The sequence below is a fragment of the Microbacterium sp. NPDC056044 genome, assembly GCF_042267145.1.
GTDB lineage: Bacteria > Actinomycetota > Actinomycetes > Actinomycetales > Microbacteriaceae > Microbacterium.
In genome coordinates, this window is sequence record NZ_JBHJWZ010000003.1 from 271,738 (window position 1) to 286,023 (window position 14,286).

Sequence of the window (14,286 nt, forward strand, 5' to 3'; positions counted from 1 at the left end):
CATGCACTCGCATAGGATGAGGGCAACCCGCCAGCCGCCTTCACACGGCTCGAGCCGGGCGCCCAGACCCCTGTTCCATCGATTGGCAGAGATCACGAGCATGACCCCGACCTCCGACGAGAAGCGCAAGAGCGGCAATCCGGCCACCCAGGCGAAGATCGACCTCACCGTCAAGCAGCAGCGCGAGCAGAAGCGCCAGGAGAAGCTCGCCGAGTACCAGAGGCAGCTCGCCAAGCGCAAGCGCGGCAAGCTCGTGTGGTGGATCGTCGGCTCGACCGCCGCGGTGCTGGTCGTCGGCGCGATCGTCGCCTCGATCGTCTTCGCTCCCGCCCCCGCCCCCTCGTACGCCCGCGGAAACAGCGACGGCAGCAGCATCGAAGGCGTCGAGACGTTCGAGAACACGGCGAACCACGTCGAGGGCGACGTCGAATACCCCCAGACTCCCCCGGCCGGCGGCGACCACAACGCGTACTGGCTGAACTGCGGCGTGTACACCGAACCGGTGCCGAACGTGAACGCGGTGCACTCGCTCGAGCACGGCGCAGTGTGGGTCACGTACGATCCCGCGCAGGTCTCGGACGACGACGTCGCGAAGCTCGAGGCCGCACTGCCGTCGACCTACACGGTGCTGTCGCCCTATGAGGGCATGGACACCCCCATCGCGCTGAGCGCATGGAACGCCCAGCTCAAGCTCGACTCCGCCGACGACGAGCGCATCGAGGAGTTCATCAAGGCCTACTGGAACAGCACCAGCGCCCCCGAGCCGAACGCGGCCTGCACCGGCGCGTTCGAAGCCCCCGGCAAGAAGTAGGGCCGGGGCATGTCGGACGAGCCCACGACCGGGAACCCCCGGCGGTGGTTCGTCGTCGTGGTCGCGCTCGTCCTGATCGCGGGTCTCGCGTTCGCGGTCGGGCGCTTCTCGACCTTCGGCACGCAGGCCACCGCGTCGGCGCCGGGCACGAATTCGCCCGAGGCCGGGTTCTCCCGCGACATGCAGGTGCACCACGCCCAGGCGATCGAGATGGCGATGAACATCTACCGCAAGACCGATGACGACGAGCTGCGCGTGCTCTCGTACGACATCGCGACCGGCCAGGCCGGCCAGCGCGGCGAGATGTACGACTGGCTCGTGAAGTGGGGACTCTCGCCGTCCGGCGGCCCGATGATGCAGTGGATGGATGCCTCGGACGCGGGCCATGCGCACGGTGGGACGTCCGCCGAGCCGATGACCGACGAAGAGGCCCATGCGGCGATGGGCATGGCGTCCGCGGCCGAGATCGCCGCGCTCAAGGCGGCGACCGGCCAGGAGGCCGACTGCCGGTTCCTCACGCTGATGATCCGTCACCACGAGGGCGCGATCCCGATGGCCGAGGCTCTCCTCGAGCTCGGCACCGACCCGCGCGCCCTCGAGGTCGCGACCGCGATCAAGAACGGCCAGACCGCCGAGATCGACGCGATGCAGTCGATCCAGACGCGTCTCGGCTGCACCGGCTGACCCGGACGCTTCACCCGGTTGACGGATGTGGGGACCCGGCGCATGCGCCGGGTCCCCACATCCGTCTTCTGCCTGTCAGCCTTTCGTGCTGCCCGCGAGCAGTCCCCTGACGAAGAACCGCTGCAGCGAGAAGAACACGATCAGCGGCACGACGAGCGACACGAACGCCCCGGCGGTCAGTCGTTGCCAGTCCTGCCCTCGGGTGCCGATCATCTCTGCGAGCCGCTGCGTGAGCGGCGCGACGTCCTGTGTGCCGCCCGAGAAGATCAGAGCGACGAGCAGGTCGTTCCAGACCCAGAGGAACTGGAAGATCGCCACGGAAGCGATGGCGGGAGTCGCCAACGGGAGCACCACACGGAGGAAGATCTGGCTGTGCGACGCACCGTCGACGCGAGCGGCCTCGATCACTTCTCCCGGGATCTCCGAGATGAAGTTGTGCAGCAGGAAGATCGTCAGCGGCAGCGCGAAGATGGTGTGCGCGATCCACAGCGGCAGATAGTTCTGTGCGGGGATGATCGGCACGACGTCGTGCAGCCACTCCATGCCGGGCTTCAGCCAGATCGAGAACGTCTGCAGCAGCGGCACGAGCGCCATCTGGATCGGCACGATCTGCAGCGCGAAGATCAGGATGAACAGCCAGTTCGAGAACCGGAACTTCATCCACGCGAAGGCGTAGGCCGCCATCGACGCGAACACGAGCGGGAAGATCGTGGCCGGGATCGCGATCGCGAGCGAGTTGACGAAGTACGCACCGAGCTGCGGCGAGGAGCGCGACGGCGACAGCAGGACTTCACGGTAGTTGTCGAGCGTGAACCCGGGGTTCTGGAAGATCGTCCACCAGCCGGTGGTGTCGATGAGCTCCGCGGGACGGAACGACGAGATGAACAGACCGAAGGTCGGGATCGTCCAGAGGACCGCGATGATCAGCGCGGCGATCGTCGCCGTTCGTGAGGTCAGGCGACGCTTGACGCGGGAGGCCTGGGTGCCGGCTCCCGCGGCGTCTTGGTAGGCATCCTTCCCGTCTTCGGTGGGAAGGTCGACCGGAGCCACACTGCTCATCGGATCTCCCTCTGCTTGCGGAGCACGTTGACGTTGTAGATGACGATGGGTAGGACGAGGAGGAACAGGATCACGGCGAGTGCCGAGCCTCTGCCGATCTCACTGGCGCGGAACGCCTGCACGTACATCTCGTTCGCGACGACGCTCGTGTTGAAGTTTCCGCCGGTCATCGTGCGCACGATGTCGAAGACCTTCAGCGTCGCGATCGAGATCGTCGTGACGACCACGACCAGCGAACCGCGGATGCCCGGGACGGTCACGTTGCTGAACCGCTGCCAGGCGTTGGTGCCGTCAAGCTGGGCCGCCTCGATCTGCTCGGTCGGGATGCCCTTGATCGCGGCGCTCAGCACGACCATCGCGAATCCGGTCTGGATCCAGATCATCACGACGATGAGCAGCACGGTGTTGATGGGATCCGTCTGCATCCACTGCACCGGCTCGCCGCCGAAGGCGACCACCAACGCATTCAGCAGGCCGATCTGCTCGCGCCCTGCGGCCTTGTACTCGTACACGAAGCGCCAGATGATGCCGGCGCCCACGAACGAGATCGCCATCGGCATGAAGACGAGCGCCTTGTAGTACTTCTCGCCGCGCGACTTGTCGATCCAGACGGCGTAGAGCAGCCCGAGTCCCGTCGAGAACGTGGGGACGAGGAGCACCCAGATGATGGTGTTGATGAGCGTGCGGATCGCCGCCGGCTGGGTGAACACCCACGCGAAGTTGGTCCAGCTGAAGTTGCCGGAGCTGTCGAGGAACGCGAGCCCGGTCGTGCGGACCGCGGGCCACACCAGGCCGATCGCGAGCAGCGCGACCGCCGGAAGCAGGAACCACGTCAGCTGCCAGTAGTCCCGGCCCTTCTTCGGGGCGCGGTTCATGAGGAAGAGCAGGATGCCGATGATCGCCGCGAACACAGCGAGCCCCATCAGCACCTGAAGGATCTTTCCGATCAGATCGGCGGTCGTCATGTGCGTGCACCTCTCGTCTTCGAGGAGGGGATCGGGGCGGGTCGTGACCCGCCCCGATCCTCACGGATGCGGGATCCGCGCTACTGGGGCCAGCTGGACTCGACCGCGTCGACCGCCTGCTGCGTCGTCGCGTTGCCGGTGACCCAGGCCACGATCTGCTTCCAGAACGAGTCGGCACCGACTGCGCCCGGCATCAGGTCGGAGCCGTCGAACCGGAACGTGGTGTCGGGATCCTGGAGGATCTCCACACCCTGCTTCAGCAGCGGGCTGCCCGCGTTGTCCGGGTCGAGACCCTTGTTCGCACTGATGACGCCGCCGAGGCTCACGCGGTTGTTCGCCCACAGGTCGCTGGAGAGGTAGGCGCGCACCGCCTCGACCTCTTCGGCGTCGCGGAACGCGACGGGGAATTCGCCGCCACCGGTGACCGCCTGACCGGCGCCCGCGTCGACGGGCGGAAGGAGGAAGGCGTAGATGTCACCGTCCGGTGCCACCTCGGTGCCCTCGGGCCAGAACGACGAATAGAAGGTCGCCTGGTGGTGCAGCGAGCATTCGCCGTCGAGGATCGGAAGGCCGGCGTCGCGGAAGTTGGTCGCGACGATCGTCGAGACGTCTCCGAATCCACCGTTGACCATGTCGTCGCTCTTGATGATCTCGCCCACGCCGTCCCACGCCTCGACGATCTGCGGGTCGTTGAAGGGGATGTCGTGCGACACCCACTGGTCGTAGACGTCCGGGCCGGACTGACGCAGCACGTAGTCCTCGATCCAGTCGGTACCCGGCCACCCCGTGGCCTCGGCCGACTCGAAGCCCGCGCACCACGGCTGACGGCCGGTGTCTTCGGCGATCTGCTCCGACAGCGTCATGAGTTCGTCGATGGTCGTGGGGATCTCCCAGCCGTTCTCCTCGAACTCCGACGGCGAGTACCAGACGAAGCCCTTGATGGACGCCATCAGCGGCGCGGCGTAGAACACGTCGTCCACCGTGCCGTAGGTCTTCCAGATCGGGTCCCACCACTTGTCGACGTTCGCCTCGACCGCCTCGGAAGCGGGGATCAGCCAGCCACCGTCAGCCAGACGCTTCACCAGGCCCGGCTGCGGCGTGATGCCGATGTCGGGGGCGTTGCCGCCCTCGGCCAGCACTGCGATCTGCGCCTCGTACTCACCGGAGCCCTGGTAGTCGATGGCGATCCCGGTGCACTCCTCGAAGTCCGCCCAGGACTCCACGAGCGCATCGGCCTCAACCTCGAGGATCGTCCCGGAGATGGTGACCTCGGCACCGTCGAACGTACCGTACTCCTCGTAGTCGGAGCAGTCGGCGTCTCCGCCGCCCCCCTCGATGTCGCCGGTGCAGCCGGCGAGGGCGAGCGCTGCGACCGCCGCTCCCGCTGCTATCGCGATCAGACGACCGCGCTTGTGCACACTCATTCGTCCTCCTCTTTGAGTCGGCGGAGCCTGCCTCTCGGGCTCCGCTCTTACGAGATCGGGAACCGATTCCATGCTCAAACTAGGGGATGCTGCAAGGCCCGCACAATGACCCCTGATCACAACTCGGTAAACCCTGCTATCACGGTGGCGCCTCGCGCACGTTCACGGCACAATGTCCCTGGAACCGGTTCCAGGATCCCGGGCGACGGCGGCGTCCCCGGGAGCGCGAGGAGGACCCGATGGCGGGCATCGCCGACGTTGCGCGGGCGGCAGGCGTCTCGAAGTCGACGGCCTCGCGCGCGCTCACCGGTGCGGGTTACGTCTCGGCGGGCACCCGCCAGCGGGTGAGGGATGCCGCGACCGCCCTGGGCTATGTGCCCACGACGAGCGCCGTGAGCCTGGTGACGGGACGCACCCAGACGGTCGGCGTCGTGATGCCGTCACTCGACCGGTGGTTCTTCGCGCAGGTGCTCGAGGGCATCCAGGATGCGCTGCTCGAGCGCCGGTACGACCTCGCGCTCTACGGCGCGCCGCCCGAATCCGCTGCGCGCCGTGAGATGTTCGAGCATTTCCTCGCCCGCAAGAGGTTCGACGGCCTGATCGCGGTCGGCATCGAGCCCAGCGCACGCGAACTCGAGCGGCTCGTCGCGTTCGGCAAGCCGGTGGTCGCCGTCGGCGGCTACGACGTCGGCACCAACGCCGTCTCGATCGACGACGAGGCCGCCGCGCGCATCGCGACCGATCACCTCCTGGGTCTCGGCCATCGCGAGATCGCCTTCCTCGGCGGCGACCCCGACGGACGCCACACCAGCTTCGGCGACGGCCGGCGTCTGGACGGGTATCTCTCGGCGATGCGCGAGGCCGGGCTCGAGGCATCCACTCGTCATGTCCAGTCCGAGGTGACGATGCCCGGGGGTTACGGCGCCGCCGTCGAACTGCTCGGCGATCGACGCACGCGGCCGACCGCGATCGTCGGGGTGTGCGACGAGGTCGCCGTCGGAGCGATCATCGCGGCGCGGCGCCTCGGCATCCGCGTGCCCGAACGGCTCAGCGTCGTGGGAATCGACGACCACGCGTACGCCGAGATGTTCTCGCTCACGACGCTGCAGCAGCGCCCTCACCAGCAGGGGCGCGCCGCCGTGCAGCTGCTCATGTGGCAGCTCGACGACCCCGACGCCCCCACCCATCGGCTGTACGAGTCGTCGCCGCTGGTGGTCCGCAACTCCACCGCCCCGGTCGACGACGATGCGTCCGCGATCATCGGCGTCGGCCCGCTGGGCACCGCCTGAAGCGTGCCGCGTCAGAGCACGCCGAGGTCGCGGAAGGTGCGCCCCTCCCACGCCACGCGCTCGACCGCCTCCTCCACACCGATCACCGTGCGGAACGTCTCGTCGACGGATGATGCGACCCGCACCAGTTCCGGATCGATCGGAGTGGGCGGCGGACCGGTGACGATCTCTTCGAGCACGCGGGTGAAGGCCCCGGTGCGTTCAAGCGGGGCGAGCAGGTCGACCCCGTCGCGGATGTGCCGGATGAGATCGTCGAGGAGTCCGGTGCGGTCGAACGCGTAGGTGCGTGGCAGCACCGCGCCGTCACGATGGATGTGGAGCGTGTCGAGGGTGTAGACGTACACGAGGAAGCCCCGCGTGCCGCGCACGAGCACGTACGGCTCGTGGCGCTCTGGAGCCGTCACCGCGAGCCCCGCGGCCATCCGCGCTCCCCCGCGCAGCTCGACGACGAGCGACGACGTGTCGTCGGTTTCGATATCGTTCGCGCGGCGGAGGTCGGCGTCGATGCCGACGACATCCTCGGGGACTGCGGCACCGGCGATCGCGAACGCGGTGGCGATCGCGTGCGCGAGCGGATTCGTCGCGACGCCGTCGGCGACGGGTCGCCCGTCGATGACGCGGTGTCCGGCCCATGGCGCCCGCTGCCAGTACTCCTCCGACCGCGACCACAGCCCGACCGCTCCGAAGTGCAGCACCTCTCCGATGACACCGGAAGCCGCGGCATCCGCTGTCGCCGCCACCCCCGCGCTGCCGAGGGACTGGAAGCCGACCTGCACGGCCCGGGTCGCAGCATCCATCGCGCTGACAAGAGCGTGGTGATCAGCGACCGACGCCACCGGCGGCTTCTCGAGCAGCACGTGGGCGCCGCGCGCGAGCGCGAGGCGAGCAAGGCCGGCATGGGTGGGGATCGGGGTGCTGAGCACGACGATGTCGAGCTGCTCGGCATCGATCATCGCGGCGGCATCGACGAACACCCGCGCCGAGGAGGGAACGTCGCCGCCGCCCCGGGGGTCGGCGACGGCGACGAGTTCGAGGTCGGGTGCCGCGTGCACGGCGTCTACGTGGCGGCGCCCGTGGCCGTGGACTCCGGCCACGCCCACGCGGAGGCGTACGGTCACAGCCCCGCCTCGGCGCGCAGCGCGGGAAGGGCCGCCTCGACGGCCATGGCGTCGGCGAGTTCCTCGTCGAGCACGTAGGCCGTGAGCTCGAGGTCGAGCTCCCCGCCTTCGGGAATCGTCCGCGGTTCGTCCCACGCCACGGAAGGCCCGGCGCCGAGGTACTCGGCGAACCGCACGAACCACGGCAAACGCTCTTCACCCTGCGTCAGCACGACGGTCGTCCCGCGCTCGGGGAAAGTGAAGGCGATCCAGGGCGTCGCCGCCCCATGCACGTCGCGCTCGGTGTCGCCGGCGGGGCTGAACACCCGGGCGATCTCGGGGGCGAACCGCCAGAAGATGCCGCCGTACCCGGCGCCGTCGCGCCCGTTCGTCGCCGGAGAGCCGAACGTGATCGCATCGAGCGTCGCCTTGAGGTGACTGCGCCAGCGCAGCGCCCAGCCGTTCGCCAGCTCGGCGGAGCGCAGTTCGCGCACCTCGACGAGCTGCGTCGTGCCGTGTTCGTCGACCCAGCTCAGGCGCTCGTCGAGGGCGTGTCCCTCGATGTGCAGGCGGTCCCGGCGCTGTCGGCCGTGGTTGGGTACCATCACGGATCCCTCGCCGCGGACGTAGGTGCGCCCGCCCCAATAGGACGTGCCGTTGACGTCGGCGATTGCGAGGCTCACACCCAGATGGTGAGGGTGGTCGGTCGGCTCGGTCACGGTGAGCGGGGTTCCGGTTCGCGAGATCACGGCGTCGAGGTACGGCCGCGGCGACAGCACCGAGTCGACGTTGACGCCCTCTTCGTACTGGGCGACGACGGTGGATCCCAGCCGCAGGACCGGACGGGCGGGACCCACCCAGCCGCTGGCGTGGGATGCCGGACCGGAGCTTCGGCGCGCCACGAGGACGGGCCGGTAGAACAGAGGGTGGTCGGCGCTCTCGCCGTCCAATGCTTGACGCATGCGATTCCACGCCTGCCGCCCGATCTCGATCCGCGGGACCGACATGGTCGTCAGCGGCGGGGCGGCGAAACGAGACTGCGGGATGTCGTCGATCCCGACGATGGAGAGTTGTTCGGGCACCTCGACGCCCACCTCGCGCAGACGCGACATGAGTCCGAGCGCGACGAGGTCGTTGAAGGCGATGGCGGCGGTGGCCCCGGTCTCGAGGACGGCATCGGCTGCATCGTAGCCCGCCTCCATGCTCGATCCGGCCGGAATGGTGAGGAACTCGAGGTCGGGGTGCTCACGCGAGAGCTCCCCCAGCCCCAGCGCCCGCTGCTCGTTCGCGTAGCTGAGCGCGGGGCCCGCGACGTACGCGATGCGGCGGTGGCCGAAACCTCGCAGGTGCATCCCGAGTTCCTTGACGGCCGTGGTGTAGTCGACCGAGAGCTGCGCCGCGGCGGTGTCGTCGACCCGGCGGTTCACCACCACGACCGGCGTCGTCCGCTGGATGAGGTCGCGCAGCTCGGCGTCCGGCATACGCGGCGACACCAGTACCAGCGCGTCGCATTTGCTGCGCGCCTCGCTCGCGATGTCGGCCTCGACGCCCACCGCCTCGGCGCTGTCGGCGACCAGCACGCGGTAGCCGTCGCGGGCGGCGGCCACGGTGAGTCCCTTCAGCACTCCCTGGAACATCGGGTTCTCGAGATCGGGCACGAGCAACGCGATGGTGTGGCTGCTCCCCCGCACGAGGCTGCGTGCCGCCTCGCTCGGCGAGTAGTTCAGGGCTGCCACCGCGCGATTGACCTTCGCGACGATGGCGGGGTCGACAGTGGCGACGCCGTTGAGGACGCGCGACACGGATGCCTGCGACACACCGGCGTACTGTGCGACCTGCGCCATCGTGATCGGGCGCGACGTTACCTCGCTCAAGGAATCCCCTCCTCTCTCAATCTTGGGCGCCGACGGGCGCGATGGGGCGCATTCGACCGGACGACTTCCGGGCGGCGCTGCCGATCGGACCAGGGCCGGCGGGCGCGCCGCGGCGCGTCCGCCCGGGACCGGACCCCTCATCACTTCGGTCCGGCCCCGGACAGTCCTGGAGACGGCAGGGTCGCGCGCTCGGGTGGCGCGACCCCGATCGCCTGCTAGATCGCGGCGTCGTCGAGCGCCCGCTGCAGCTCCGCGATGAAGCTCGCGGCGGCTTCCTCGGGCGTCACCTCGCCGAACAGCACCCGCTGCGTGTGCTGGTCGATGATCGTCTCGATCGCGCCGCCGCCCGGCGGCGTCGCCGGGGGTGCGTCGCCGACGCGGGGTGCGATCTTGTCGAGGAAGTCGACGACCTCCTGGTTGACCTCGTCGAGCTTCGGCGTGATGTACGCGCGGATCTTGTCGTTGGCCGGCACACCGCGCTCGGCGAGCAGCAGGTCGGCCGCCTCCTCGCTGTTGGCGAGGAAGTCGAGGAACAGCGCGACCTCCGCGGGGTGCTCGGTCTTGGCCGAGGCCGACCAGAACATCGACGGCTTGTAGTACGCGGCCGCGTCTTCGCCCTCGTCGGGGGTCGGCACCATGAGCGGCACCAGGTTCTGGCCGCTCGCGTCACGCAGGGCGGCGACCTGATTCGACCACCACGGCCCGAACGCCGATTGGTTCGTCGCGGTGAAGGACTCGGCGAGGCCGGCCGACTCGCGTTCGATCGTCGCGGACGGCACGGGCGTACCGCCGGCCTCGGTGACGTCGAGCAGGTTCTGCCACCAGGCGGCCAGCGTCTTCTCGCTCGCGGTGACCTCGGGCGAGCCGTCCTCGGCGTACAGCGACTCGCCGTGCTGGCGCAGCCAGTTGTTGAGGCCGCCGTCCTCGAATCCCCACGACTGCGAGCCGACGACCGCGCCGCCGCCGGCGGCCGACACCGACTCGGCGACCTCGTTGAGGTCGTCCCACGACCACGTCTCATCGTCGGGCAGCTCGATGCCGAGGCTGTCCAGTACATCGACGTTCGCCATGTAGGTGTAGGTGTTGATGCCTACCGGAATGCCGTACTGCGTGCCGTCGAGCGCGCCGGTGCCGAGTACCGACTCCGGGAAGTCGCCCGTCGGCAGCTGGTCGCCGAGGGTGCCGAGGTCGAGCAGCACGCCGTTGGCGGCGTACGTCGAGAGCTGCTTCTCGTCCATCTGGATGATGTCGGGGGCGTCGCCCGCGGCCACGGTGGTGGCCAGCTTGTCCCAGTAGCCCGCCCAGTCGGTGTACTGCGGCTCGATGGTGATGTTCTCGTGCTCGGCTTCGAAGGCCGCGATGAGCTCCTCCGTGATCCCGTGGCGGACATCATTGCCCCACCAGGTGAAGCTGAGCGTCACGGGCTCGTCGGACAGGGTCGGTCCGGTGGCGGGGCTTTCCGTCGAACCCGCGCACGCCGTCAGCGCCAGCATCGTCGCTGCGCCGACGGACGTCAGCAGCAACCAGCGCGGTGCGGTTGTGGTGCGTCGCATGTCTTGCATCCTTTCGACCGAAGTCGGTGAGTGGTGTTGGTGCGGTGTGATGAGGGTGGGCCCGGCGGCCCGCGAAGAGGTGCGTGACGCGAGCGTCACTTGATCCCGGTCGTCGCGATCCCCTTGATGAGGAACTTCTGGCCGAACAGGAAGATCAGGAAGATCGGAATGAGCGAGACGACACTCATCGCGAACATCTGGGCGTAGTTGGTGGAGCTCTGAGCGTCCTCGAACGACCGCAGCGCGAGCGGCACGGTGTACAGCTCGGGCTTGGTCAGGAAGATCAGCTGCGAGAAGAAGTCATTCCACGTCCAGATGAAGGTGAAGATCGCGGTCGTCGCGAGCGCGGGCACCATGAGCGGCAGGATGATCTGCACGAATATCCGCGGGTGGCCCGCCCCGTCGATCCGCGCGGCCTCGTCGAGCTCCTTCGGGATGCCCCGGATGAACTGCACCATCAGGAAGATGAAGAACGCGTCGGTCGCGAGCAGCTTCGGCACGATGAGCGGCAGGAACGTGTTGACCCAGCCCAGCTGGGAGAACAGCACGTACTGCGGAACGATGATGACGTGGATCGGGAGCATGATGCTCAGGAGCATCACCGCGAACCAGAACCGCTTGCCGCTGAACGACAGCCGAGCGAACGCGTAGGCCGCCATCGAGCACGACACCAGGTTGCCGACGATGCAGCCGATCACGATCAGCGCCGAATTCCACATGTAGACGTTGAACGGATACGCGAGCGCGTTCCACCCGTCGGTGTAGTTCGAGACCTCGAAGCTGTCGGGGATGATGCTGGGATCGCGGAAGATCTCATCGTTCGGTCGCAGCGAGCTGACGACCATCCAGATCACGGGGTAGAGCATCGCGAGCGCGAGCGCGATGAGCAGCGTGTGGCGCACGACGCTCGCCATGGGCTTGCGGAAGGGGCTGCGCCGGCGGGTGAGCGGCGGGCGACCGGTGACGATCGTCTCTGTCGCGAGCGGGGCCGCCGTGGCGGCGTCGTCAATCTTGGTCATCGTAGAAAACCCAGAATCTCGAGGTCCAGAACATCAGGACGGTCAGAATGCCGATGATGACCAGCAGCAGCCACGCCATGGCCGAGGCGTAGCCCATGTTGTAGTTCGTGAAGCCCTGCTGGTACAGGTACAGCGTGTAGAAGAGCGTCGAGTCCACCGGGCCGCCGGTGCCGCCCGAGACGATGTACGCCTGGGTGAAGGACTGGAACGTGCCGATCAGCTGCAACACCGCGTTGAAGAAGATGATCGGGGTGAGCAGCGGGATCGTGATGCGGAACAGCTGCTGCCGGCGGCTGGCGCCGTCGACGTCCGCCGCCTCGTAGTACATCGTCGGGATCTGCCGGAGACCGGCGAGGAAGATCACCATCGGCGAGCCGAAGGTCCAGACGTTGAGGATCATGAGCGTGCCGAGGGCGGTGTCGGGGTTCGAGATCCACCCCTGCCCCTGGATGCCGAACACCGCGAGCACCTGGTTGACGAGTCCGTCGACGCCGAAGATCTGGCGCCACAGGATCGCGATCGCGACGCTCGCGCCGAGGAGCGACGGCAGGTAGAACGCCGAGCGGTAGAACGCCAGGCCTCGCAGGCCTCGGTCGAGCACGATCGCGAGGAACAGTGCGACGGCGAGCTGCAGCGGCAGCGACACGAACACATACGTGAAGGTGACCTGGAGTGCGGAGTGCAGCCGCTCGTCCTCCCACATGCGGGCGTAGTTCTGGAACCCGATCCACTTCGGCGCGCTGAGAAGGTTGTACCGCGTGAACGAGAGGCCGAACGAGGCGACCATCGGACCCATCGTGATCAGGATCAGCCCGACGAACCAGGGGGCGAGGAAGAGGTAGGCGGCCTTGTTCTGCTTCTTGCCGTCGGCCTTCGCGGACTTGAGCTTGCCGATCTCGCCGATCGCACTCATGCGGACTCCCCGCGTGCGCGGCCCGGGGGCAGCGTTCTGGGTCGGTGCGTCGTCGTCACCGTATCCTCCGGTCTCGTCTTCGAGGGTGAGAATGCGCTTTCTGGAATGCGCTTTCTCATTCTTGCCAGAACGGTGGCGATAGCGCAAGAGGTTCCGCCAAATCAGCACAGAATCGCGCCCAGCCCTCGAGAAAGGGATTTCACGGAATGCCCTGCCTCACGACCCGCGGAAGCCCGCGGACACGACGAAGGCCCCGGATGCCGAGCATCCGGGGCCTTCGCTGAATCGCTGCAGAAGCAGCGCGGGATTACTTGAGGGTAACCGTCGCGCCGGCCTCTTCGAGAGCGGCCTTCGCCTTGTCGGCGGTCTCCTTGTTGGCGCCCTCGAGGACGGCCTTCGGAGCACCGTCGACGACGGCCTTCGCCTCACCCAGGCCGAGCGAGGTGAGCTCGCGGACGACCTTGATGACCTGGATCTTCTTGTCGCCGGCGGCCTCGAGGACGACGTCGAACGAGTCCTTCTCCTCGGCCTCTTCCGGAGCGGCACCGGCGGGGGCACCCGCAGCGGCAACCGCGACCGGGGCGGCGGCGGTGACGTCGAAGGTCTCCTCGAACGCCTTGACGAACTCGCTGAGCTCGATGAGCGTGAGCTCCTTGAACGCGTCGAGCAGCTCCTCAGTGCTGAGCTTTGCCATGATGTTTCTCCTTGATAGTGGTTTGCTATGCCGGGGCCGTTATCAGGCCGCGGACTCCTGCTTCTCGCGCAGCGCGTCGACCGTGCGGACGGCCTTCGACGGAAGCGCATTGAAGACGTATGCCGCCTTGGTCATCGAGGCCTTCATCGCGCCGGCGAGCTTCGCCAGCAGGACTTCACGGCTCTCGAGGTCGGCGAGCTTGTTGACCTCGTCAGCGCTCAGGGGGTTTCCGTCGAAGAAACCGCCCTTGATCACGAGAAGAGGGTGTGCCTTGGCGAAGGCACGGAGACCCTTCGCGACGGAGACCGGGTCACCGTGCACGAATGCGATGGCCGACGGACCCTTGAGGTCGTCGTCCAGCGACGTGATCCCCGCGTTGTTCGCGGCGATCTTGGTCAGCGTGTTCTTCACCACGGCGTATTCCGCGTCCTGACGGATGCTGTTGCGCAGCTCCTTGAGCTGGGCAACCGTCAGACCGCGGTACTCGGTCAGCAGAACGGCGGTCGAGTCCTCGAAGTGCTTCGTGAGCTCGGCGACCGATGCTTCCTTCTGCGCCATGGCCACTCCTTGTGTGAATGAGACGCTCCGCGGTGGCGGGGCGCCGGCCGAAAGCTCCTGGTCATCCTCGTCGCGGCAACAAAAAAGCTCCGGCGCAAGCGCACGGAGCAGGATTCCTGTTGAGGAGAATCGTTCGTGACACCTGCGCGGGCCCCTGCGTTGCAGAGCTTCGATCTCCGCGCGTTCTCACGCACGTCGATGACCAGCGGTCTTCGGCTTCGTCAAGGGTACGTGATGCCGCACGCTTCGCCAAATCGAGCCCCCATTGCGCGAGCCCGCGCGAAGGGGAAGGCTCGGACGCGAGCCCCAGCACGACCGAGTCGCACGACCGCGTCTGTCGAGCGAC

Annotated in this window: 13 protein-coding genes; 3 read left to right on the forward strand and 10 right to left on the reverse strand. The window is 67.8% G+C overall.

Features of this window, described 5'->3' with window-relative positions; translation table 11 throughout:
- The first annotated feature begins 100 nt into the window (after positions 1 to 100).
- Both ACFC1I_RS10060 and ACFC1I_RS10065 read left to right on the forward strand, forming a co-directional pair.
- Positions 101 to 811, forward strand: coding sequence for a DUF3105 domain-containing protein (locus tag ACFC1I_RS10060; RefSeq protein ID WP_376008546.1), 711 nt, complete (start codon positions 101 to 103; stop codon positions 809 to 811).
- A gap of 9 nt (positions 812 to 820) precedes the next feature.
- Positions 821 to 1,495 (forward strand): DUF305 domain-containing protein, encoded by a 675-nt coding sequence (locus tag ACFC1I_RS10065; RefSeq protein WP_376008548.1) that lies wholly within the window; start codon positions 821 to 823, stop codon positions 1,493 to 1,495.
- Between the two features lie 75 nt (positions 1,496 to 1,570).
- Here the strand turns inward: ACFC1I_RS10065 and ACFC1I_RS10070 are convergent, their stop codons facing one another.
- The 3 genes from ACFC1I_RS10070 to ACFC1I_RS10080 all read right to left on the reverse strand — a co-directional run bounded on the left by ACFC1I_RS10070 (position 1,571) and on the right by ACFC1I_RS10080 (position 4,943).
- A complete protein-coding gene (locus tag ACFC1I_RS10070) occupies positions 1,571 to 2,554 on the reverse strand; it encodes a carbohydrate ABC transporter permease (RefSeq protein ID WP_376008550.1) in 984 nt (327 codons plus the stop codon).
- Positions 2,551 to 3,519, reverse strand: coding sequence for a carbohydrate ABC transporter permease (locus tag ACFC1I_RS10075; protein WP_376008552.1), 969 nt, complete (start codon positions 3,517 to 3,519; stop codon positions 2,551 to 2,553). Before ACFC1I_RS10075 ends, ACFC1I_RS10070 begins: the two co-directional genes overlap by 4 nt.
- An 80-nt stretch (positions 3,520 to 3,599) precedes the next feature.
- Positions 3,600 to 4,943, reverse strand: coding sequence for an ABC transporter substrate-binding protein (locus ACFC1I_RS10080; RefSeq protein ID WP_376008554.1), 1,344 nt, complete (start codon positions 4,941 to 4,943; stop codon positions 3,600 to 3,602).
- A gap of 239 nt (positions 4,944 to 5,182) precedes the next feature.
- Between ACFC1I_RS10080 and ACFC1I_RS10085 the strand changes: the two genes are divergently transcribed.
- Positions 5,183 to 6,232, forward strand: a complete 1,050-nt coding sequence (locus tag ACFC1I_RS10085) for a LacI family DNA-binding transcriptional regulator (protein ID WP_376008556.1) — start codon at positions 5,183 to 5,185, stop codon at positions 6,230 to 6,232.
- 11 nt (positions 6,233 to 6,243) lie between these two features.
- Here ACFC1I_RS10085 and ACFC1I_RS10090 read toward each other — a convergent pair whose 3' ends face one another.
- The 7 genes from ACFC1I_RS10090 to rplJ form a co-directional block, all read right to left on the reverse strand.
- Positions 6,244 to 7,350, reverse strand: coding sequence for a Gfo/Idh/MocA family protein (locus ACFC1I_RS10090; RefSeq protein WP_376008558.1), 1,107 nt, complete (start codon positions 7,348 to 7,350; stop codon positions 6,244 to 6,246).
- A complete protein-coding gene (locus ACFC1I_RS10095) occupies positions 7,347 to 9,203 on the reverse strand; it encodes a DUF6807 family protein (RefSeq protein WP_376008560.1) in 1,857 nt (618 codons plus the stop codon). Before ACFC1I_RS10095 ends, ACFC1I_RS10090 begins: the two co-directional genes overlap by 4 nt.
- A 215-nt stretch (positions 9,204 to 9,418) precedes the next feature.
- Positions 9,419 to 10,756 (reverse strand): ABC transporter substrate-binding protein, encoded by a 1,338-nt coding sequence (locus ACFC1I_RS10100; protein WP_376008562.1) that lies wholly within the window; start codon positions 10,754 to 10,756, stop codon positions 9,419 to 9,421.
- 95 nt (positions 10,757 to 10,851) lie between these two features.
- Entirely contained in the window at positions 10,852 to 11,775 is a 924-nt protein-coding gene (locus tag ACFC1I_RS10105) for a carbohydrate ABC transporter permease (RefSeq protein ID WP_376008564.1), read from the reverse strand.
- Entirely contained in the window at positions 11,762 to 12,688 is a 927-nt protein-coding gene (locus ACFC1I_RS10110; RefSeq protein WP_376008566.1) for a carbohydrate ABC transporter permease, read from the reverse strand. The genes ACFC1I_RS10105 and ACFC1I_RS10110 overlap by 14 nt, the downstream gene beginning before the upstream one ends.
- A gap of 307 nt (positions 12,689 to 12,995) precedes the next feature.
- Positions 12,996 to 13,382 carry a 50S ribosomal protein L7/L12 gene (gene rplL / locus ACFC1I_RS10115; protein WP_203580323.1) on the reverse strand — a complete coding sequence of 129 codons (387 nt, stop codon included), beginning with the start codon at positions 13,380 to 13,382 and terminating at the stop codon, positions 12,996 to 12,998.
- Positions 13,383 to 13,424: 42 nt separating this feature from the next.
- On the reverse strand, positions 13,425 to 13,940 hold the full coding sequence (gene rplJ, locus ACFC1I_RS10120) for a 50S ribosomal protein L10 (RefSeq protein ID WP_045300342.1): 516 nt from the start codon (positions 13,938 to 13,940) through the stop codon (positions 13,425 to 13,427).
- Between the last annotated feature and the right edge of the window lie 346 nt (positions 13,941 to 14,286).

Excerpts from the sequence above, each read along its gene's own strand:
- ACFC1I_RS10100 (WP_376008562.1), bottom strand. The coding sequence starts at position 10,756 with ATGCGACGCACCACAACCGCACCGCGCTGGTTGCTGCTGACGTCCGTC.
- rplJ (WP_045300342.1), bottom strand. The coding sequence starts at position 13,940 with ATGGCGCAGAAGGAAGCATCGGTCGCCGAGCTCACGAAGCACTTCGAG.
- ACFC1I_RS10075 (WP_376008552.1), bottom strand. The coding sequence starts at position 3,519 with ATGACGACCGCCGATCTGATCGGAAAGATCCTTCAGGTGCTGATGGGG.
- ACFC1I_RS10070 (WP_376008550.1), bottom strand. The coding sequence starts at position 2,554 with ATGAGCAGTGTGGCTCCGGTCGACCTTCCCACCGAAGACGGGAAGGAT.
- ACFC1I_RS10105 (WP_376008564.1), bottom strand. The coding sequence starts at position 11,775 with ATGACCAAGATTGACGACGCCGCCACGGCGGCCCCGCTCGCGACAGAG.
- ACFC1I_RS10065 (WP_376008548.1), top strand. The coding sequence starts at position 821 with ATGTCGGACGAGCCCACGACCGGGAACCCCCGGCGGTGGTTCGTCGTC.
- ACFC1I_RS10060 (WP_376008546.1), top strand. The coding sequence starts at position 101 with ATGACCCCGACCTCCGACGAGAAGCGCAAGAGCGGCAATCCGGCCACC.
- ACFC1I_RS10085 (WP_376008556.1), top strand. The coding sequence starts at position 5,183 with ATGGCGGGCATCGCCGACGTTGCGCGGGCGGCAGGCGTCTCGAAGTCG.
- ACFC1I_RS10110 (WP_376008566.1), bottom strand. The coding sequence starts at position 12,688 with ATGAGTGCGATCGGCGAGATCGGCAAGCTCAAGTCCGCGAAGGCCGAC.
- ACFC1I_RS10080 (WP_376008554.1), bottom strand. The coding sequence starts at position 4,943 with ATGAGTGTGCACAAGCGCGGTCGTCTGATCGCGATAGCAGCGGGAGCG.
- rplL (WP_203580323.1), bottom strand. The coding sequence starts at position 13,382 with ATGGCAAAGCTCAGCACTGAGGAGCTGCTCGACGCGTTCAAGGAGCTC.